The sequence below is a fragment of the Amycolatopsis sp. genome (assembly GCF_025464955.1).
Taxonomy (GTDB): Bacteria; Actinomycetota; Actinomycetes; order Mycobacteriales; family Pseudonocardiaceae; genus Amycolatopsis.
Genome location: NZ_JAODNM010000074.1, coordinates 1 through 20873, shown reverse-complemented (window position 1 = coordinate 20873; position 20873 = coordinate 1). Strand labels below are relative to the sequence as shown.

General features: G+C 67.9%; 13 protein-coding genes. 1 reads left to right on the top strand and 12 read right to left on the bottom strand.

Annotated features, from left to right (window positions below):
* The 10 genes from JWQ81_RS16840 to JWQ81_RS16795 form a co-directional block, all read right to left on the bottom strand.
* Nucleotides 1-761, bottom strand: a 761-nt coding sequence (locus JWQ81_RS16840) for a DUF222 domain-containing protein (protein ID WP_297542509.1), incomplete at its 3' end; no start/stop codon positions are given.
* A 397-nt stretch (nt 762-1158) separates the two neighbouring features.
* Nucleotides 1159-3387, bottom strand: a complete 2229-nt coding sequence (locus JWQ81_RS16835) for an RICIN domain-containing protein (protein WP_297542507.1) — start codon at nt 3385-3387, stop codon at nt 1159-1161.
* A 151-nt stretch (nt 3388-3538) separates the two neighbouring features.
* A complete protein-coding gene (locus JWQ81_RS16830; RefSeq protein WP_297542505.1) occupies nt 3539-4018 on the bottom strand; it encodes a DUF4442 domain-containing protein in 480 nt (159 codons plus the stop codon).
* A 140-nt stretch (nt 4019-4158) separates the two neighbouring features.
* Nucleotides 4159-5733 carry a S53 family peptidase gene (locus tag JWQ81_RS16825; RefSeq protein ID WP_297542503.1) on the bottom strand — a complete coding sequence of 525 codons (1575 nt, stop codon included), beginning with the start codon at nt 5731-5733 and terminating at the stop codon, nt 4159-4161.
* 379 nt (nt 5734-6112) lie between these two features.
* On the bottom strand, nt 6113-6445 hold the full coding sequence (locus JWQ81_RS16820) for a hypothetical protein (protein WP_297542501.1): 333 nt from the start codon (nt 6443-6445) through the stop codon (nt 6113-6115).
* A gap of 159 nt (nt 6446-6604) precedes the next feature.
* Nucleotides 6605-7552, bottom strand: a complete 948-nt coding sequence (locus JWQ81_RS16815) for a fumarylacetoacetate hydrolase family protein (RefSeq protein WP_297542500.1) — start codon at nt 7550-7552, stop codon at nt 6605-6607.
* Nucleotides 7549-8499, bottom strand: coding sequence for an MBL fold metallo-hydrolase (locus tag JWQ81_RS16810; RefSeq protein WP_297542498.1), 951 nt, complete (start codon nt 8497-8499; stop codon nt 7549-7551). Before JWQ81_RS16810 ends, JWQ81_RS16815 begins: the two co-directional genes overlap by 4 nt.
* On the bottom strand, nt 8496-10181 hold the full coding sequence (locus JWQ81_RS16805) for an MFS transporter (protein WP_297542496.1): 1686 nt from the start codon (nt 10179-10181) through the stop codon (nt 8496-8498). The genes JWQ81_RS16810 and JWQ81_RS16805 overlap by 4 nt, the downstream gene beginning before the upstream one ends.
* A gap of 224 nt (nt 10182-10405) precedes the next feature.
* A complete protein-coding gene (locus tag JWQ81_RS16800; protein ID WP_297542494.1) occupies nt 10406-12607 on the bottom strand; it encodes a phosphocholine-specific phospholipase C in 2202 nt (733 codons plus the stop codon).
* A 170-nt stretch (nt 12608-12777) separates the two neighbouring features.
* Nucleotides 12778-13707 (bottom strand): SDR family oxidoreductase, encoded by a 930-nt coding sequence (locus tag JWQ81_RS16795; protein ID WP_297542493.1) that lies wholly within the window; start codon nt 13705-13707, stop codon nt 12778-12780.
* Nucleotides 13708-13825: 118 nt separating this feature from the next.
* On the opposite strand from JWQ81_RS16795, the gene JWQ81_RS16790 reads away from it, so the two are divergent.
* Entirely contained in the window at nt 13826-14398 is a 573-nt protein-coding gene (locus JWQ81_RS16790) for a TetR family transcriptional regulator (RefSeq protein ID WP_297542491.1), read from the top strand.
* Here the strand turns inward: JWQ81_RS16790 and JWQ81_RS16785 are convergent.
* Complete coding sequence (locus tag JWQ81_RS16785; protein WP_297542489.1) at nt 14395-16740, bottom strand: ricin-type beta-trefoil lectin domain protein; 2346 nt, start codon at nt 16738-16740, stop codon at nt 14395-14397. The two genes, JWQ81_RS16790 and JWQ81_RS16785, sit on opposite strands and share 4 nt — an antisense overlap.
* A 174-nt stretch (nt 16741-16914) precedes the next feature.
* Nucleotides 16915-20526 carry an RHS repeat-associated core domain-containing protein gene (locus tag JWQ81_RS16780; RefSeq protein ID WP_297542487.1) on the bottom strand — a complete coding sequence of 1204 codons (3612 nt, stop codon included), beginning with the start codon at nt 20524-20526 and terminating at the stop codon, nt 16915-16917.
* Nucleotides 20527-20873: the final 347 nt, after the last annotated feature.

Sequence of the window (20873 nt, the reverse complement as noted above, 5' to 3'; positions counted from 1 at the left end):
GGGATCTCGTCCACCGTCATCGCGAGGCGGATCAGATCGACGAGGGCGTCGGCGTGGCGTTCCCATTGGCTGCGGGTGTCGCGGCCTTCCTCTTTCGTCGAGTGCGGCTTCGCCAACGGGTCGAGGGCCGCGCGGAGTTGGGCGTAGGCCAGGTTGTCGAGCTTGCCTTTGAGGGTGGCGGTGCCGTCGCCGTGTTCCTGGAACGACAGCTCCCGCTTCGGTCTCTCCGGCGGGTCCTTCGGCTCGGGTCCGTCCGGGTCGAAGGTGTTCAGGAGCCGGTCGCCGGCTTTGCGGACTTCGAGGGGTTTCGCCTGCCGGGCGAGGTCGACCAGGATCTTCTCCGCACCCGCCCGATCCCGAGCAGACACCGTCGCGGGCACCTTCGTCATCGTCGCCACGATCTCATCCACATGCGCCGGAGTGATCTGGCCTGCGCGTGCTGCGATACCCGCCAGTGGCGCGATCGCCGGGACTTCTGTGCCGTCCAGGGTATGGGAGGAGTTCACGGCCTTGCCTCGGATCACGATCCGCTTCGCCGCCGCCGGGCCGATCTGAGTGACATCATCCAACCACAGTGCCGCGTTCAGATACTGGTAGACGACCTTCACACCCTCGGTCTCCACCTTCGCCGCCAGCACACCGAACAGTGCGTCGCACTCGTTGTAGATCCGCGCCAGTTGGCGGGCGATCTCAGCAGCTTCCACCGGATTCGCACGCCGAATCTCGGCGAGCGAGGGGAACCGGATCAGTGAGCTGGACACCCCTTTATCCTACCGCAGATCGAACGCCTCTTCGATACACGAACGACTGAACCGCTTTATCGCTGCACGTGATCATTGATTGGACGTGAAGGCCACCTTCACGGAAAATTACGTCGTGAAGGTGGCCTTCACGTCCAACTGCATATCGCGGGTGTCACTCACAGATGCACCAAGCCCCCAAGGCTGGTTGCTTAACGTGAGCGGCGAATCGCGAGCGGCATTATCCGTGCGTTCACCACAAGAAAAGTCCCTTTCGACCCACTCACGAAACGGAACGGGCCCCCGGATCCGCCCCGAACCCCAGCTCGCCCCGGTCCTCGCTGCAGTAGACCGGACCCACCACCCAACGCGGGCCACCGCCACCGCCACCGACAGTGCCCACGACACGCGCCTGCACTCAACCAGCAATCGTCCACCGCTGCAGCGCGGAACCGGTGTCCGCCTGCTGAGTCACCGGCGCCCCGTTGGCTGCCGAAGCCGTTGTCAGCTGGAGTCCTGAGTGGACGTTGCTCACCGCGTAGGCACCGCTCGCCGACTTCGTAACGGCCCAGTCCTGGTTCACCCCGCCGGTGCACGTCCACTGGATCACTGTGGTTCCGGGAGTCGTGAAGCCACCGTTGTCGTCCATGCACAGGTTGGAGTGCGCGTTGGCGATCGTGTACGAGCCGTCGGCCTGCTGGGTGAACACCCAGTTCTGGTTCGCTCCACCGTTCTGCGCCCACGTGTCGAGCTGGGTTCCGGTGCTCGTCGAGTAGTCCGGGTCGTCGAGCGCCTGGCCGGACACCGAGATCGTGTGTGTGCCGTTGAGGTTGGGGGACGACCCGGTCGCCGTGAGGCCCAGGGTTTGTTCGCCCGCGCTGCGCGATCCGCCGACCGGGTTGCCTGTGGTATTGGTCCAGGACCGGCTGGGGGTCGTCTCCGCGAGCCGCGCCGGGTCCGACGAAAGGCCCAGCACCAGACCGCTGTAGCGGTTGACGAGACGGTAGGTGCCCGCAGCGGCATTCGCGACGAGGAACCATTGCTGGCCGACAGAGGAACCTGGAGCGGTGGCTGTCGGCTTCGTTCCCCAGCTCCGCTGCGTCGTCGACGTCGAGTCGACGCCCAGTGCCTGGCCGGTGGCGGAGTTGGTGATCGTGTAGGAACCGTCACCGTTGCTTGCGAAGAACCATGCCTGCAGTCCGGAACCGTTCGCCAACGCCGCGGACGTGGTCGCCGAGCTGCCCTGGACCTGCGCGAGGACCCGTCCCGACCCGCTGCTGATCCGGTACGTCTTCGCAGGGTCGACAGGCGAGACCGCGGGCGACGTCGAAGTCACCGTTTCGTTGGCGTACTCGCCGTCGGAGCTCGCGCAGGCGATGGAGCAGTAGGACCGGAAAGTCTTGCCGATGATGGTCGAGTTCGTCCTGTTCGCGCTGTCGACGAACCAGCGGTACCACGAGCCCGAGGTGTATGCGCCGGAGTCGCCGATCAGGTGCCACTGTTGCGTCGCGAGGTTGTCGGTGACGTAGTAGCGCTGCGGCGCGGTTCCGGTGACGACTTCGGGTTCGCCGATGTACAGACCGAGGTAGGCGTCGTAGGCGATGTTCATGACGAACAGGTCCGACTTCGCCGGCAGTACGCCTGCCGCAACCTGCTGGTCCACCGACCCGGTGTTGGCGGGGTCGTAATCCTTCGCCACCGGCGTGTAGCCCGAGGGTGCGGACGACGTCGCTGGGACCATGTTGCTCTCGAGACCGCCAACGCCGGGTTGCGACCAGGAACCGTTGTACCACTTCGACCACGACCCCGTCGCCAGCTTCGACGACATCGGCGCGCGGGCGACGTGCGCGAGGCCATCGGCGCTGCCACCCGTGCCGGCCTTGGGCACGATCCGGGATCCGTAGTAGACGTAGAAGTAGCCGGACGCCTGGTCGACGAACAGCCGCGGATCACCGTCGCCGTAGTCGAACGTGCCGTTCGGGAAGGCCGTCGTGTCGCCGCGGTTCGTGCTGTACGGCGACGTGATGGCGTGGCCGGTGATGGTCCACACCTTTCCCTGATCCTTCGACACCGCGTAGTCGATCGCGTCGTAGTGCGAGAACGACGGGGTGCCGAACGGCTGCGGGGTGAACTCGTTGTGCACCAAGCCATACCAGTCGCCGGTATCCGGATCGACCCACACCCCGACCAGGTCGCAGAAGTTCTTCTGGGAGTAGCTCGATCCTGACGGCGGGTCAGTGGCGGTCACGCCGGTGGGGCTGTTGTTGCACCGCCAGGTGGTGTCGTTGTTCTTGTCCTGCGCATTGGCGGGATTCACCGCGTTGCTGATGGCGGTGGACTTGGTGGCGGAGTCGAAGTCCTTGCCCGTGTAGAACTCCCAGTTCCGCGGCTCCGCGGCGCCGTAGAGGGCGGCGGACTGCTGGAAGTAGAACGTGCCGTCCTTGTCGAGGTACGGGCTCGCCGGGGTGTCCGTCGGGTACGCGTACGGACTCGTCGAGCCGACCGTGATCGTGAACCCGCTGGTCGGCGGCGTCGCCCACGCGGTCGCCGGGGCGAACACGCCGACGGCCGCCAAAACCGCGGCCGCGGCCGCGGCACCCGTCCGGCGTCGTGCGAAAAGCCGAGCGATGACAGCCAAGGTACGCATCGCGACTCCATAACATCAGGGACCGTGGTGAGCGGAGACGTTATGCGCTGAAGTGTTCAGAAGTCAACATGTTCGATCATCTTTGGACAGAAAGTCTGCACGCTGACTGCGCAAGGTCGAACGCGTCGCTACTGCTTTGACGGACCGCCGGCTAGGTGCGGCATGCGCTCGCGGTAGTCATCCGGCGAACGCTCCAGCGGAAGCTTCCGGTGCAGACCACCGTGCCGTGGGCGTCCGAGATCTCGCAGTCGGTCTTGAGGCGGATCTTGTCGGTCACGCCGGTGAACAGCGCCTGTGCCATGGCGAGGTTCGTGTGGTCCAGCGTGCAGCGCGCGACCAGACGTCCGCTCGCGGGGGCGAGAAACCGCAGCTCCGCGGACGCGCCGAGCGGCACGATTCCGTCGAACTGCTGTTCGTCGGCCGCCGCGGCGATGAGCGCGGCCAGTCCGGCCGCGTCGACGAGTGCGGTCAGCCCGCTCGAATGGAGCGTGCCGATGACGTTGTGCAGCTGCGGCAACGGGTCGACGGCTACTTCCGCCGAGCCGTCCTGCGCGCGCAGCACTCGCAGGCCGATCAGCTGGTGTGCCGGGATCGACTCGAGCAACCGCCGTGCCAACGCCGTGAGGTCCATAGCCTCTGTCTACGCCCCGCCCCCGACGCCCTGGCCAACGTGACTCGAACAGTGGCGCAACTTCCACGGGGAGCGCGCCGAAGACGAAGAGGCTCCCCTCGCACCCAGCGCGAGGGGAGCCTCTTGACCTGCTCCTGGGATCAGGAAGCGGGCGTCACCGCTTGGGTGAGCGCGGTGATGTCCGGCGTGCCGAGGCCGGTGACGTAGTCCCAGCCCTGATCGGCGTCGAAGTCGCCGTTGTTGCCGCTGGTGATGTCCCGCAGCGCGCTGGACGCCTGGTAGAGCGCGGGTGCGCCGAAGCCGGCCTTGTCACCGGTCGCCTGCTGGACGCGGGCCCACACGCCCTGCCACGACGGGGCGCTGGCCGAAGTGCCGCCCTCGTCGATGATGCTGCCGTTGTAGTACATCTGGAAGTCCTCGGCGGACAGTGACACGTCCGGCACGCCCCGCGCGCTGCCGGTGAAGGCACCACCGACCGAGGTCTGCCAGGACTGCGCGGTCTCGTTGGGCGACTGGCCGCCGCCACCGGCGTACCAGCCTTCTTCGGTTCCGCCCGACAGGCTGGTGATCTTCGTACCACCGACGGCGACGGTGTACGGGCTGCTCGCCGGGTAGCCGACGCCTTCGGGACCGCTGACCGTGCCGTTCTGCGTGCCGCACTTCGATCCGGTGTCACCACTGGAAACGAACAACGTCTGCCCCTGTGCGGCCGCCTTCTCCAGCACGGTGTCGGTGGCCGTCAGGTCACCGGAGGACTGCGCGTCGGTCTCGCACTCACCGAACGAGGCGCTGGCCTGGGTGATGTTGTCGTCGTCGACCCACTTCGAGAAGGCGTCGGTGAGCGACTGGTCCTGCAGGTCGGGCGCGGAGTACGCGGTCACTCCCGACACACCGGGCGCGAAGCCGGTCGAGTACTGGGTGTCGAGGTCCCATTCGACGTCGTCGCTGGTGTCCGACGAGCCGCCGTCGATCGGGACCACGGTGATGGCGACCTTGGGCAGGCTGAAGTGGCTCTCGAACAGGGCGAGGTCCTTCTTGACCCCGGTGAGGTTCCCGACCGTGATGATCGCGAGGCGCTGCCCGGTGCCGGTGTCGGCCGACGGCGCGTTGTAGAACTTCGTGAAGTCGGCCGGTCCGTATCCGGACGCGGCGGGTTTCGCGACCTGGCCCTCACTCGCCACGTGCGCGGTGGCCGGAGTGGACAGTCCGACGACGGAGGTGGTGTACCTCGCGATGCTCGCGGGGAGCTTCGCGTCCTGCGTGCTGGCGACAAAGGACTTCGACGCCGATTGGTAGTTGTGCAGCGAGGCGCCGAAAGCGGCGTCGACGGCCTTTGTGGACCCGGCCAGGTGGAGCAGCATGCTGCCCGGGTCGTGCTGCACGGCGAGGCCGTTCTTGGCTGCCCAGCCCTGAATCGAGTCGAGACCCTGCTGCGACGGACCGAACCTGGCGGCGAACTCGGCCGAGGACAGCGGCGCGTGGCGGGCGGCGACGTACGCGTCCAGACCGGCTTTATCCTTGGAGGCCAAGGAAAGTGTGACTCGGTGTAGGCCCGACGCCGCGCCCTTGTCCGCTGCCGCGTTCGGCACCGAGTGATGGAGGCCGGGGACCGCCGACGTGAGCGCGTCCGCGGCGGCGGTGTCTGGCGTCGAAGCCAGCGCAGCGCCACCGGTCAGCGTCAGCATCGCGGCGGTCGCGGAGAAGACCGTAGCCATAGGGTGTCTACGCATGAAAAACCCAATCGCAGAAGTGGGGAGAGGGAGAAGATCCGGTCGAGCGAAAGGAATATAAGCCGCTCGATCGTTAGCGGGGAACCAACTTTCGTCGGAACCCGTCCGATCCCAACCTTGTTATCCCCCAGCGTTATCCCACAGACTGAACAGTCGGGGAAAATCCACTCCGGAATTACCCTTTTGCGAATCAATGCCCGTTTTGGGTGGCAGCGGGCCTTAACCTACCAACGGGGGTGACACCCACCGCTCGCTTCTGCGTAGGGTCGAAAAAGGGGAATGCGCGCTATTCGGCGTCGAAATGTTCCCGGCGGGAAATGAAGGACCCCGGTCCGCTAACCACTGAAAATCCTTGAGACGCTCTTTACTCCGCAGTGAGTTCCGCGAGCTGTTCGGCGGCCGTGATGTTGCCCTTCGCAGCCAAGCGACGCAGCTCGTCCAGAGCATCCAGTTCGGTGGCGAGCTCGATCAGCTGATCGGTCGCGGTGTCGTTGCCCGCGTCGGAGAGCCGTCGCAACTCGCCCACATCGCCTCGCTCCCCCGCCAGTTCGATGAGCTGGTCGGCGGCGTCGGAACTACCCTTGTCCGCGAGGCGCCGCAGCTCATCCAGGTCGCCACGCTCGGCGGCGAGTTCGATCAGTTCGTCGACGCTGTCGTCGTCACTGCTCTCGGCACTGTCCTGAGCGGAGTCGGTCATGAGGAACAACCTCCCGAAAATTCAGGACCCTGGGCGTGGCCGCGGCCTTGATCGCTGGTTACGACCAGCCTACCGAGGCGGCACCGCCACCACCGCAACTCGACGGCGAGTTGCGGTGGCAACGACCCACACATTCGACCGAAGAGCCCCTTTTGTCCGCTATTTCCAGGGCCCCGCAGGCTTTCGCTGAGTCAGCGGCGCACGGACGGGACCACCGGCGACGACGCGGTTGCTGATCGTCCCGAGCCCTTCCACCGTCATCCGGACGACGTCGCCCGGCGCGAGCGGGCGATGCGCCTCGCGGCCGTGTCGCCCCCACAGCTCAGCCAGGCAGCCGTTCCCGCAGGTACCCGAGCCCACCACGTCGCCAGGCCTGACCCTGGTCCCCCTCGATGCGTAGGAAACCATCTCGGCGAAGCTCCAGCCCAGATTGTCCAGCCGGTCCTCCCCCATGAGCTCATCAGAGATCCACACCGACATCCCCAGGTCGAATCCCTTCCGGGAGCGGTAGGGCTCGAGCTCGTCCGCGGTCACGAACCACGGCCCCAACGTGATCGCGGAGTCCTTGCCCTTCGCCGGCCCCAGTGGTCCTCGCATCTCGCTGAACTGCAGGTCCCTGGCCGACCAGTCGTTCATCACCAGATAACCGGCGATGGCCTGATCCGCGTCCTCGACGGTCAGATCCGCCCCCGACCGGCCGACGACGGCGGCGACTTCCAGCTCGTAGTCGAGCACCGAGCAGCCCGGTGGCATCGGAACGTCTTCTCGCGGACCGACCACGGCCGCGGGGTTGGAGAAGTAGAACAGTGGCTGCTCGTACCAGACGTCCGGAACGAGCGGCAGCGCACCGACAAGGCGGCCCACCCCGTCCACATGCTGTTCGAACGCCATGAAGTCCCGAATGGACGGTGGCTCCGGCAACGGCGCGAGCAGGTCCGACTCGTCGACGGCGAGAACGGCCTCCGGGTCCGCGAGCGCACGCTCACCAGCTTCGGCGAGATCACCGCGTTCCAGCAGGGCGAGCAGCGTTCGCGCCTCACCGGTCACGTGGATCCGGTCGTCGGCCAGGACGCCGACACGCCGTTCACCCGCTGTCTCCAGACTCACCCACCGCACGTCAAACCCGCCATTCTTTGGATAGCGCGAAAGTCTGCCATACAACCGAAAAGGGCTGGCCCGTCCGGTGGTGGCCCAGGCTCGGGATCTAGCTCCCGGTACACCGCGGCCAAGTTGAGGGCGAGCCGTTCGGACTCCGGCAGCCCGGCGAACAGTCCGAGGTCGACGTCGGCCGCGGCATCGGCCAGCGGCATGCCCGCGCTCCAGCGGCTGGTGCCCTCCGCCCGGACGAAGTCGAGGTAGTCGACCATCGTCCGCACCACCTCCACCGGCGACACTGGGCCATGGCCGGGTACCAGGATGTCGGCGCCAAGCCCCAGGATCCGTTCGCAGGCGTCGATCCAGTTCCCGACCGGACCGGCCCAGACGATCGGCGTGCCGCCCGCGAACACGATGTCACCGACGTAGACGACTCCGTCGCGGGGGCAGTGCACGATCGTGTCGCCCCGGGTATGCGCCGGGCCGACGTCGATCAGTTCGACGTCCACTCCGCCGACCGTGAGCTCCAGCCTGTCGTCGAACGACCTGGTCGGCAACGCGGGCGTCAGATCGTCGAACCGGAACGCGCCGAAGATGTCCCGCGCGTACTCGCCGACCCGGCCGGGGGCGGCGAGCAGCGCCGTCAGCTCGCGCGGACCGACCGCTCGCATGTCCTCGATCGAGCCCGCCGCGGCGACGATCTCGACGTCGGGCACCAGTTCGTTGCCGAACCAGTGATCACCATTGCCGTGGGTGTTCACCACCGTCCCGATCGGCGCGTGTCCGGCGTGCGCGGCCAACCCGTCCAACATGCGGCGGGTGTGTGCGAGGTCGAACAGGGTGTCCACCAGCAGGGATTCGCCATCACCCGCAATCAGGCCGGTGTTGCTCACGCCCCAACCGCCGGACTGTACCCAGGCGTGGCAAGCCCCGCGCAGGAAACTGGGGCCGGCAATCATGGCACAACCTCGGTCTTCGCCGTGCGCAGCACGAACGCGGCGAGCAGGGCGGCCACCAGCGCGGCAAGGCCGGTCACCAGGTAGCCCGTCGAGTAGCCGTGGTCGAGCGCCGCGAAGGCGACGTCCTTCAGCGGGTTGAGCGGAGCGGTCTGCCCGTTCGGCAGGAGGATCGACGACGGCACGGCGTTCGCGCCGAGCGGACCGGACTGGACGGCATCGACGGCGGCCTGCGCCGCCCCGCGTTGCGCCGGTGGCGCGCTTTGGGCGGACGCGGTGAAGTGCTCCAACGCCGTGCTCAGCTTCGGGTCGCCAGAGACCTTGGCCGAGATCTCCGACGCGGCCCGGCTCAGCGCCACCGCGCCGATCACGGCCGGGCCGAGGGTGAACCCGAAGTCCCTGAGCAAGCTGGTCGTCCCGCTGGCCATTCCCGCCAACCGCGGCGGGACACTGTTGACGGCCACCGAGGTGACGCCGTTGAGCGCGAGCGCGAACCCGGTGCCGATGAGCAGCAGCGGCACCACCAGCGGACCGATCGAGATGGTGGCCGCCGACAGCGAGGAGATCCAGAACGAGCCGGCCGCGAGCAGCGTGCACCCGATGGTCAGGATCACCCGCGGGGTGGTGCGGTCGAGTAGCCGCGACGCCAGCGGCACCAGCAGCAGGGCCATCACATTCAGGAGCACGAACGCGATCGAGGTCTTCAGCGGGGTGAATCCTTGGATCGCGGCCAGCCGGATACTGGTTGCATAACCGACGCCGAGCAGCGAGAACATGCTCAGCACGGTGATCGCGGACGAGACAGCGAACGCGCGGTTGGTGAAAAGATCCAGTCGCAGCAACGGCTTTTCCGCTCGTAGCTCGACCGCGACGAACAGCGCAAAGAACACCGCGAAAACGACGAACCCGACGATCACCGGCGTGCTGCCCCAACCGCTGGTCGGTCCCTGGATCACCGCGAACAGCAGCGCGAACAGGGACACCGCGATCGTCACCTGGCCCGGCCAGTCCAGCGAACGCCCCTGCGGCGACGAGGAGGTACGGGCCCAGCGCGCCGTCACGATGGTACTGACCACGGCGAGTACGGCGACGAGCACGAACGCCCAGCGCCAGCCGCCAAGGGCGGCACCGCCCCAGCCGTACCGGGCGAACCAGCCGCCGAGCACCGGGGACAGGAACCCGCCCGACGCCAGCGCCGCGGCCCAGATCGGCAGCGCCCGCGAGCGGGCATGCGCGGTGTGCGCACCGGCGGCGACCATCGCGAGCGTCGTCGGGAAAATCGCGGCGGCGCCGAGCCCGGCGAGGATCTGACCGGCCCAGAGCACGACCACCCGGAGATCCGTCGATGTACCCGCGCCCGGGGTCAGCACCGCGACGGCCTCCCCCAGCGCGAGCAGCAGCGAGCCGATGATGAGCAGCCGCTTGCGGCCGAACAGGTCACCGAGGACGCCGAACGTGAGTTCCAGCAAGGTGATCGGGACCAGGAACGCGGCGGAGATCCAGGTCAGCTGCGCCGACGTCGGCCCGAGGTCCTGCTGGAAGAGGCCGTTCAGCACGGCCGGTATGGCGAGGCCGATCTGCGCGACGCACACCGCCAGTGTGGCGGCCACCAGGGTGCCTCGGCTCAGCCCTGGCGGTTGCCCGGCTGGTGCGGACAGGTCTGCGGGGGAACTCACTGCGGCCATGAAGGAACCTCACCTCGACGTGCGGTTGCTGCTGTGCTGGTGAACCTTGCCATCCTCGAGGTGAAATGTACAGGTTTCCTGATGAACAGGTTCTCGTATCGTCACCTTCACCTCCCGCGTCCCCGACCTCAGAAGAGGCGGCGGGTCCACCGGACGCGGAACCAGACAGGAGGCCTCGAAGCAAGCTTCCGCAGCGGCGCTGTGCGAACGTCGAGCGTGACCGATCAGCCGGTGACGCTGTCCCTTCCGTCTTCGAGATGACCGACATAACGCCTAGACCAGGTGCTGTCGCCACTGATGGTGACCGTCACGTCGTACCATCCGCCGCTCGAAGCCAGCGGGTCCGCCGAGTGCGTCGCGCGACCGTGCGCGGGCACGCGGTAGGTCTTCGGCCGTTCCTTCGTGTAGTTGTTCGGCACGACGGTGAACGTCACCGTGCTCGTACCGGTGTTGGCCATCTCGAGCGAGAGCTTGGGCTTCGCCTCGAAACCGCGCTCGTGGTACACCGCCTCCACCTGTGCGGACTTCCCGATGGCGGTGACGTCGCCGGTGAAATGCCGCAGGAACCGGTTCGGGCCCACCACCGTCAGGTCGTACTTGCCACGGGCGATCTGGACCGACCCGGGCACGGTCTTGTTCCAGACCGTGTGCGAGGGGTCGACGGTGTACTGGCCGGGGTACTTGGCCGGGTAGTCGGCCAGCGACGGAGCCGGCGCCGTGTTGTCGTAAACGGCGAAGTGACTGGCCTTGCGAACGTGCTTCCCGTTGTTGCTGAACGACAGGCTCGCCTCGACCACTCCGGCACTGCCGTCGGTGAACCCGTCCAAGTTCGCGTTCGGCTGGTAGGGCAGCGAACGCGCCCGCTTGGTACCCGGCTCCTGGACCGGCATCGCGTTGGTCACGGTCGGCGGATGGTACGAACCGCCGGCCGGGTCGCCGATCACACTGGTCGAGGGCAGCTTCGGCAAGCCGAAGACCGGCGAGGTGAAGTCGAACGCGCTGGTCAGGTCACCGCACACGCTGCGGCGCCAGGCACTGATGTTCGGGCAGAACGCGGGCGTCCCGTGCGCCCCCGTCCACTTCTCGAGGAACTGGATGACCGAGGTGTGATCGGAAACCTCCGAGGTCACCCAGCCGCCCCGCGTCCACGGCGAGATCAGGATCAGCGGAACGCGGAAGCCGAGGCCGACCGGTAGCGGCTGCGTCAGACCGGCACTCGCGAGGGCGCCGGACGCCTCGTAGAAGAACTCGTCCTTGGCCCCCGGCGCCGGAACCGGCGGTGGCACATGGTCGAACTGCCCGTCGTTCTCGTCGTAGTCGATGATCACGAGGGTCGAGTCGAAAACGTCCGGGTCGGCGTTGAGCGCCTCCAGCACGCGGTTGACGTAGTACGCACCATCGTTGGGAGCGCCGTCGGGGTGCTCGGAGAACGCCTGGTTGGTAACGACCCAGGACACCTGCGGCAGCTTGCCCGCGACCACGTCGGCTTTGATCGCGTTGGTGAGGTTGTCGGCGTTGGCGGTCAGGCCGGTCAGCGGCTCGGGGACGTTGGCGACACCGTGGTCGTAGAAAACGTTGCCAGGGGCTGGTTTGCCACCTTGAGCGGGGTCCAGCCGGGCGAAGGTGGCGAAATACTCCACTGCGTTGTCACCGTAGTCGTCGGCGCACTGATAGACATTCCACGTGACGCCAGCCTGCTGCAGGGTCTCGGCATAGCTCTCCCAGAGCAGGTTCTTGCCCAGCTCGTCACCGCCGTTGTAGGCGACGTAGCTGCTGTACTTCTGCTGGGCGTCGATGGTGCCGCTCCACAGGAACGTGCGGTTCGGGCCGGTGGCGCTGAGCACGGAGCAGTGGTAGGCGTCGCCCACCGTGTAGGCGTCGGCGAGCGCGTAGTGGAACGGGATGTCCGCGCGGTCGAGGTAGCCGAGCGTCGTCAGGCCGCCTTTGGCGAATACCCAGCCGTTCATCAGGCCGCCGTACCACGCGCCGTGCTGGTCGTCCCAGCTGTGCGACGTTCCGCCGTAACCCTGCGCGCCGACCTCCGGGCTGGGCGGCTGGTGACCGGCCGGGTAGGCCGACGCGGGGGCATCGCTGAGGTGCCAAGGATACTGCGTCGCCGCAGCAGGGGCGCTGGGTGTCGTCGTCGGCTGCTGGAACACCGACAAACCGCCGGGCAGCGTGATGGTCGAGCGGTCCCCGAAACCCCGGACACCCTTGAGAGAGCCGAAGTAGTGGTCGAAACTGCGGTTCTCCTGCATCAGGATCACCACGTGCTTGATGTCCCGAATGTCGCCGAACCGGTGGTTTTTCCCACCCGGCTGGGGAGAAGCCTGCGCCTCGGTGGCAGGCAGTGCCGCGCCGGCCACCGCGGCTCCCGTGGCCGCCACCGCGGCACCGAGGAAACCTCTACGAGAAAGATCGGACATGGACGGCACCTCTCGGAACGGCGACACGAGGACTGATCGCTGGTCGCCGAACACTAGATCTGCCGAACACGGTCCGGGCGAACTCGAACTGAACGCTGGTCGACGCGATCGCCAACCTCCACCGCGCCGGCGCACGGGTCGGCGGAATCACGTCGACCAGGTCGCCGCACTCACCCCGCGGGAGTGAAATAGTGGCCCTTCTCGAGATCTTCGAGGAGCCCGGGGTGGGTCGGCTGCCACCCCAGCAGTTCACGGGTCAGCGTGTTCGAGGCCGGGCTGTCCAGTCCGAGGAAGCCACCCAGCGCGCCGAAGTGCTCGACCGCGTCCTCAGGAGAGACGGAGACCACCGGGACGTCGAGAAGCCGGCCGATGACCTCGGCGACGGCGCGGATCGGTACCCCCTCGTCGCCGACAGCGTGCAGCGTCGATCCCGCCGGCGCGTTCTCCAGCGCCAGGCGGAACAGGCGCGCGGCATCGAGCCGGTGCCCGGCCGTCCAGCGGTTGGAACCGTCTCCGATGTACCCCGAGACACCCTTGTCACGGCCAATGCCGACCAAACGCGCCATGAATCCCTTGTCTCCTTCGCCGTGCGTCGTCGGTGAGAGTCGCACGACGGACGAACGGACGCCGCGGGAAGCGAAAGAAAGTGTCAGCTCCGCGGTCCCCAGCCGAGTCAACGGACCACGGCCCATGTGCGCGTACGCGGCCAGATCATGGCCGTCCCGCTCGGTCCCCACCTGCCCGAGGGCGAGCCCCAAGGTCCCGGAGGCGATGACGAACGGCCGATCGGACCCTGCCAGCGCCTCGCCGATCGCCTCGACGGAACTGCGATCCGCGTCGGCAGCAGACTCGAAGCCGCCCGAGAAGGCGATGTCGTGCTTGTACGCGAGGTGGATCACGCCGTCCGACGCGGCAGCCCCGCTCCGCAAGCTGTCGAGATCATCAAGCGAACCGCGATGCACATCTAGCCCGGCCGCGGTGAGCGCGGCGGCCGACGCGTCCGAGCGGGCCAGGCCGGTGACCTGGTGGCCCGCGCCGAGGAGCTCGGGAACTACGCCGGAGCCGATCCAGCCGGACGCGCCGGTGACGAAAACGCGCATGAAAACCTCCAGATAAGTCGACCGGCTCGCCGCGGAGGTGCGCCGCGCCGGTCAATGTCAGTTGCTGTCATCAACATAGCAGCGATGCCAGTCGCTGTCATCAACTAGAGTCAGACTCATGAGCCGATGGGAGCCAGACGCGCTGGGCAGACTTGAGCAGGCCGCCTTCGCGCTCTACGCCGAGCGCGGGTTCGACCAGACCACGGCGGCGGAGATCGCCAAGCGCGCGGGACTCACGGAGCGAACGTTCTTTCGGCACTACGCCGACAAGCGCGAGGTCCTGTTCGGCGGCTCAAGCGTCCTGCAGGATCACCTCGTGCAAGCTGTCGCCGATGAACCCGATTCCGCGGCGCCGATCGACGCGATCTCCGCGGCCCTGCAATCCACCGGCAGGATCTTCGACGAGCGCCGCGAAGGGTCCCGGCAGCGTCAGGCCGTCATCGCCGCGAACCCGGAGCTTCAAGAGCGCGAGCTGATCAAGATGTCGACAATCGCCGCGGCGCTGACCGACGCGCTGCGCCGCCGAGGCGTCCACGACACCACCGCGAGCCTGGCAGCCGAGGCGGGGATCACCGTCTTCAGGATGGCGTTCGAGCGCTGGCTCGTCGACACCGGTCCGCCGGACCTCGCGCGCCACCTCCGAGACTCATTCGCCCAACTGAAAGCCGTCACCGCAGAGGGCACCGGCTAGGGCAGGGTCCAGTGCTGGTTGGTGCCGTTGTTGCAGTCCCAGATCTCGAGCTGGGTGCCGTTGGTGGCGGTGAAGCCGGGGTCGTCGAGGCACTTGCCGGACTGGGCGCTCACCAAAGTGCCATCGGGCTTCGGTGTCCACAGCTGGTTGGCACCGCCGGTGCAGGTCCACAGCCCCACGAGTGTCCCGTTGGCCGTCGCCTCGCCGGTGACGTCCAGGCACTTGCCGCCCACGCTGAGCGTCCCGTTCGACACGGTCCAGTTCTGGGTGGCCGGATCCTTGTCGCAGTCCCACAGCGTGACGCGGCTGTCGGCGCCGCCGTCAGCACATTTTCCGGCCAGGCCCGAAGTGATCGGCCCGGTCCGCGTCGACGGCGGGGAGGCGCTGCCCGGCGTGATCGACAGGTTGTCGAATTCGTCGGTCTGGTAGCCGACCACGCCGAGGCCGGCCTGGCCGTTGGTCCACAGTCCGTCGGAGGCCGTGCCGACCTGGTGACCGTCGACGGACCCGGTGATCGCGGTGCCCTCGAAGGTCACCGAGAGATGGTGCCAGGAGCCGGTACCCAGCGCCGTGGTCGTGCCGGACGACAGCGTGGTCAGCTTCCCGCTCGTGTCGCCCCGCGCGATCGTCCAGGCACCGCTGTCGGAAACCTTGAAGTAGTAGGCATTCTGGTGTGACTGCGGGCGGCTTTGCGTGTTGGCGCGGCCCAGCAATTCCACCGCGCCCGGCTGCGCGAGCCGGACGTCGGAAGCCACCGTGTAGTTGCCCCAGGTCGGATCCCCGATCAGGGAGAACGCGTCCGAGTCGTCCTGCCATTCGATCGGCTTGACCGGTGCCATCTGCCGCACGCATTGCCCGGCCCTGCCCGTGCACGCCTGGACCTCGTACGCGCCTTGCATGTCGGAGAGGTACTTCGCCTCGCTGCCGGGCTGGTAGCTGTCGAACCCGTCGCTGTACGGAAGAGCGAGCGGCGCGGAAGGCGGACTGACCGCGGTTCCCTTGCCCTGTCCCGTCGTGGTCGTCACCGTGTACACGGTGTTCGGCTGCAGCGTCAGGGAGAACTGCCCGTTTGCCGGTGTGATGTCGGCGTTCCGGGCGAGATCGGTTCCACCGCCGAGGCTGGTGGACCAGACGTGGACGGTGCCGGTGGACAGGCCGCCGCCGACGGTGAACGTCGCGGGCTGGGCTGCCGTCGCGGTGCTGGTCTCGAGAATCGTCGAGTAGTCGCCGCCGGTCGTCGGCTTGATCGTCACGTAGCTGCCGTTGTCACGGTTCCCGCCGAGATAGCCCGACGCGGAGTCGACGAACTTCCAGCCCGGCTTGGTGAACTGGGTGAGCTGCGCGGTGACCCAGGCGTTCTTCCCGATGCTGTAGGCGCCCGACCACGGTTGCCCCGCGACGGCGAGCCCGACGGTGGCATACGGCAGGTTCGGGTAGATCGCCGCGATCAGCGGCCAGTTCAGATAGCCCGTCATCTTGGCGTCGAGATAACCGCGGGTGATGGACCGGATCAGCGCGGGCGCGCCGGAGTTATCGTCCTGGGACCCGTTTTCACTGGCCCACAAAGGTTTCCCGGTGGCCAGCGCGTTCGACGTGGTCGAGCAGGTCTTGGCGTCGCCGCCATCCCCACCCGAGCACGGGTAGTGCGCGCCGACGATGTCGATCGACTTCGCGAAGTCGGCGTCGGACACCATGTCGTTCGCGACGCCCCAGTCCGAGTCCGCGCCGACCACCTGGATCGAGCCATAGCCTGCTTTGCCGAGTGTGGTTCGCAGGTTCTCGTACCAGGCCTTGTCGTACCCACGCTCGTTCCAGCCGCCGAGGTAGTCGATGGTGAGCGCATGCGACTTGGCACAGTTCAGCCAGGTCACCAGGTAGTCGGCAGTGTCCTGCGACCAGAACTGGCCGTTGCCGAGCCAGCCCGGTGCGGCCCACGCGAGCCCGTACAGCTTGAGCGCGGGGTTGCGCTGCTTGGCCTGCTCAGCGAGCTTGAACTCGTAGCCGGCGTCGCAGTTCACCGCGCCGCGGGTGTGTTCGATGCTCGGCTCGGCACCATCGGTGGAATTGGCGTCACCGCCGACTTCCAGCTTGAGCAGCTGGAGATCCGCGCCATAGCCGGGTTTGAACAGGTAGTCGAGGATTTGCCCCTGCTGCGCCTGGGGATAGTCGCCGAGCAGCCGCGAGTTCCCGCCACCGCCACTGATCGCGCCGATGCCGTCGAAGGTCCGTCCGAGCGTGCTGCCGTCGAGCGCGACCGCGGTAGTGGCCGCGGGAGTCGAAGCCAACGATGTCGCGGAGGCGTTCGGCGCGACCAAGGCGGCGGCGCCAACAGCAAGAACCACCAGGGGCGGAATCCTTCTCACAGCGTCTCCCTGTCGTCGGCCTCAAACACTGGCACCGCGGGGAGGCACTGGGCAAGCGAGGAGACGCGGACTGTCCGGTGTTCTGTCCGGCATCGCTCAACTGATTGCCAACCGAGCACCCCCGACCGAGCACCATCAGCCGACCGCACCCGCCTACATCAGCCCCATTTCGGTCGCCCACTCCTTGTAGGCGCTGTAGCTGCCGAACTCTTCGCCGTACACGGAGATCTTGTTCAGCTCCAGCTGATCGCCACCGTTGTGGAACTTGATCTCTTCGGGATCGTGGTGTCCGTTGATGAAGTCCGCACCGCCGCGGTAGTCGTCGCCGCGCATGTTGCCGATCCAGCCGCCAGGTGACTGCTTGCCATCCATGTCGTGTTTCACGGTGTACTCGATAACCGCGGGGTGGTCGATGTGAAGGGTGTAGTTCTGCGCGCTTTCGGGGTTCTTGTGCGTGTAGAACCCGTTCCCGAGCTCACCGCCGCCCCACTGGTTCGCGCCGGCTCCGGTCGAAGGTGCCGCGGTCGGGTCGGCTGCCGGGCGGATGCCGCCGTCCTCGCCGTGGAGGCTCGGCAGGTTCGCGGGGTCAGTAGAGTGGTAGACCTTCGTGCCCGCGGGCACGTGGGACGGATCCCACTGGCTCGACGGGATCCTGGGCGGCGGTGGCTCGTTCGACAGCGGCGCCTCCGGCGACGCCGGGCGGCTCGGCGGGTTGGTGTCCTGCACATGCCCGGCGTCGGATCCCCCACCAGCCCGAGCCGGGGGCGTGACGTCGTCGCCCACGGCAGCGTTCGACTTGCTCATGCACCCGCCTAGGCCGAGCGGGTCGCTGTCGCACAGCGGGTTCGGGACGTAGACGACCGGGTTCGGCGCCGGGACCAGCCCCAGCGGGTCCTGGCTGAGATACCGCCCCGTCCCCGGGTCGTAGTAGCGGAACACGTTGTAGTGCAGGCCGGTCTCGTCGTCGGCGTACTGGCCCGGGAAGCGCAGCGGCGTGGACACGCCGGTGCGGCCCGGCTTTGCCCTGCCCCACAACGACGCCGTGGCGTGCCAAGCGACGACACCATGGGCGTCGACCATGTCCACCGGGGTGCCGACCTGGTCGGTGAGGAACGAGAAGAACCGGACGCCCGCTCCGAGCTGCTCGGTCTGGGTCACCGGGCGCACACTGCCGGGCACGTGGTCCCACGTCAGTACGAGCTGCTGCCCGTCCTGGCCCCGCTGCACCTGTTCGACCAGCAGCTGCCCACTCCAGACGAACACTGTCTCCTCGGCCGGTGCGGCGGCGCCTGGCAACCAGCGCTGCTTCGCGATGCGCCGGCCGAGTGGGTCGTAGCGGTAGCGCCATTCCGCGCCGTCCGGCGTGCTCGCCGCGATCAGCCGATCCTGCGCGTCCCAGCGGTAGGTCCAGGTGCGGGCGCCGGCCTGGCCTGCCTCGTGACGGGCGACCAGCCTGCCCTGCCGGTCATGGACGTAGCGAACCGAACCGGCTGCGGATAGCTGGTTCCCGGCGTAGCCGCGCGCGCCGGCGTCGGATTCGGCGCCCGGGACCTGGGCGTGCAGGATGTTGCCCGACGGGTCGTAGCGGTAGCTCTCCTCGCCGTCCCGCGTCGCGACGCCGATGACCCGGCCCGCCGCGTCGAGCCGGTACCGGAGCGGCCCCGAGATCGCGTCGTCGACGCCGGTCAACTGACCGTCCACACGGTACTGGTAGTGGCGCTGCTGGACGACGCGGTTGCCGGCACGAGCCGTGACGGTCTGGCCGATCAGCTGGTGCTCGGCGTCGAACGCCTGCGCCAGTACGGCTCCCCCACCGATCGTCCGCTCGATCTCGCGCCCCGCCTGGTCGTGCCGGAAGGCCACCACGTGCCCACCAACGGACAGGGTCGCCGGGTTCCCGTCTTCGTCAAAGGTCCACATACTGTCCACTCCGGACGGAGTACGCCGCTGGACGCCGTGGCTGTCACGGGCGTAAGTGACCGCGCGCCCATCGACCGACTCCCGGACGACGTCGCCGAGTGCGTCCCGCTCGATCTCCAGCACACAGCCCGCTTCGGTGGCGCGCACCAGGAAACCGACAGGATCGTAGGCGTAGGTGGTGGTTCCGGTCGCTGTCCGTCGTTCGACCACGTTGCCGAGCGCGTCGTAGGTGTACGTCGTGACCGTCCCCAGTCCGTCGACCGTACCCACGAGCTGGCCCGCCGCGTCGTAGTCGAACCGCAGCACCCGTCCGTCGAAGTCGGTCTCCGACACCACGCGGCCGGCGGTGTCGTAGGTATAGCCCCAATTCAGACCGGCCGGGTTGGTGATCCGGGTGAGCCGCAGCTCCGTGTCGTACTCGTAGGCCGTCCGGGCGCCGGTGGCGTCGATCCTGGCCACCGGCAGATCGAAGGGCCCGTACTCGAACCGGATGCCGGCGTGCTCGACGACGTTGCCTTCGGCGTCGTAGCGCCATTCCTCGTGTCGCCCCGAAGGCCCGGTTCGGCTGGCACGCAGCCCCTCGACAGTCCAGCCGAGCCGGGTGCGGCCGCCGGACGCGTCGGTCAGCACCCGCGGACGCCCGAACAGGTCGCGCTCAGTCGGGTCTTCGGCCGGCGGCGCCACAGCTCCGGCGGTCAACTGGCGATCCTGCTCGAACCGCGTCGCGATCCCGGCCTGTCCGTCGAAGAAGTCCGGCGCGGTGCCGGCCGGATAGACCCGCTGCCAGGTCCGGTCGCCGCTCGCGACGGTGACCGTCAGCGCGCCGTCCGCCCCCGACGCCACCCGCGCCCGGCTCCCGTCCGGTCGGACGACGCCCGTGAGCAGACCGTCCTCACTGTGCTGATAAGTGGTGGTGCGGCCGAGCGGGTCGGTCCGGGACAGCAGCCGGTCGTAGCGGTCCCAACGGGAGACAGTGGTGTTTCCCACCGGACCGACTTCGCGGACGACCTGGTTGGCCTCGTTGAGGTGAAACTCGGTGGTGCCGCCGACCGAGTCCGTGAACGTCGTGATGCGACGCTCGAGGTCGTAGCCGAACTCGCCGTCGTAGAAGCCCTGGTCGCCGACTGTGCGCACACACCGGCCGTCGGCGTCGTAGATGTAGCGGTACCAAGTGCCGCTGCGGTCCTGCCAGCCGGTCAGCCGCCCGTGGGCGTCGTAGTCGAACAGCTCAGGCGCGCCGGAGGAGTTGAAGACCTGGGTCAGGCGGCCCTCCTGGTCGTAACCGAAGCGCCGCACGAGGACAGTGAGCTCCCTCGCGGGATCGAGCACTCGGATCGCTGTGACACGACCGGCGTCGGTCTCCAGCTCCACACGGTAACCCGCCGAGTGGCGCAGCAGCCGGGGCACGCCGAGGGTGTCGTAGTCGACGTCGACCCGGTCGCCGCCGTGATCGACCATCGCCAGCAGCGGTAGGGTTTCGCCACCTCGGCCGGGCACCCGGCCGAAGCGCAGTTCCGTCCTCTCCACGATGTCGGTCAAGGTGTAGGTGCCGTCTGCGGCCGACGTCAGCGGACGGCGCGGGCCTTCGAGAGGCAGCACTGAGGTCCCGGGGGCGGCGCGCGGGTAGACCAGGATCATGCCGTCCGGCGAGAAGTAGCAGACGTGCTCGGGGTCGAGCTCCAGTCGCTGGTCCACAGTGGACGTCCAACTCGGACCGAACAGGCGGCCCGCCCGATACGACGAGATGTGCAACCGTTCGAGCACCAGTGGGCTCGGCAGCTCCAGGTCCGTCTGTGCCATCACGACGTTGCCGCGCGCGATGTCCACCGGGTCGGACTTGCACACGAAGCCGTCCTTGCCGACGGCGCCGTCGCGGGGCGGGTCCGGCTTGACGCTCGAATCGGGCGAGCTCTTAGGCGTACCACTGTCTTTCGGCGCACCGGACGGGCCATCACCGGACGGCGTCGTGGAATCGTCAGCCTTCGGCGGAGTGTTGTCCGTTTTGGGCGGGGGCGCAGAATCGGACTTCGGCGGAGGTGTGGCCCCACCACTGTGATCGCCCGATGCCGTCGTGGAGCCGTCCGTTTTGGGCGGTGCCGCAGGGTCGGACTTCAGCGGCGGTGGCGTGCCACCCGCGCCCGACGGTGACGTCGAATCACCCTTCTTACCCGACGGCGGATCCATCGACTTCG

Coding starts and splice junctions, on each gene's coding strand:
- JWQ81_RS16835 (WP_297542507.1), bottom strand. CDS start 3,387: ATGCGTACCTTGGCTGTCATCGCTCGGCTTTTCGCACGACGCCGGACG.
- JWQ81_RS16830 (WP_297542505.1), bottom strand. CDS start 4,018: ATGGACCTCACGGCGTTGGCACGGCGGTTGCTCGAGTCGATCCCGGCA.
- JWQ81_RS16825 (WP_297542503.1), bottom strand. CDS start 5,733: ATGGCTACGGTCTTCTCCGCGACCGCCGCGATGCTGACGCTGACCGGT.
- JWQ81_RS16820 (WP_297542501.1), bottom strand. CDS start 6,445: ATGACCGACTCCGCTCAGGACAGTGCCGAGAGCAGTGACGACGACAGC.
- JWQ81_RS16810 (WP_297542498.1), bottom strand. CDS start 8,499: ATGATTGCCGGCCCCAGTTTCCTGCGCGGGGCTTGCCACGCCTGGGTA.
- JWQ81_RS16805 (WP_297542496.1), bottom strand. CDS start 10,181: ATGGCCGCAGTGAGTTCCCCCGCAGACCTGTCCGCACCAGCCGGGCAA.
- JWQ81_RS16800 (WP_297542494.1), bottom strand. CDS start 12,607: ATGTCCGATCTTTCTCGTAGAGGTTTCCTCGGTGCCGCGGTGGCGGCC.
- JWQ81_RS16795 (WP_297542493.1), bottom strand. CDS start 13,707: ATGCGCGTTTTCGTCACCGGCGCGTCCGGCTGGATCGGCTCCGGCGTA.
- JWQ81_RS16790 (WP_297542491.1), top strand. CDS start 13,826: ATGAGCCGATGGGAGCCAGACGCGCTGGGCAGACTTGAGCAGGCCGCC.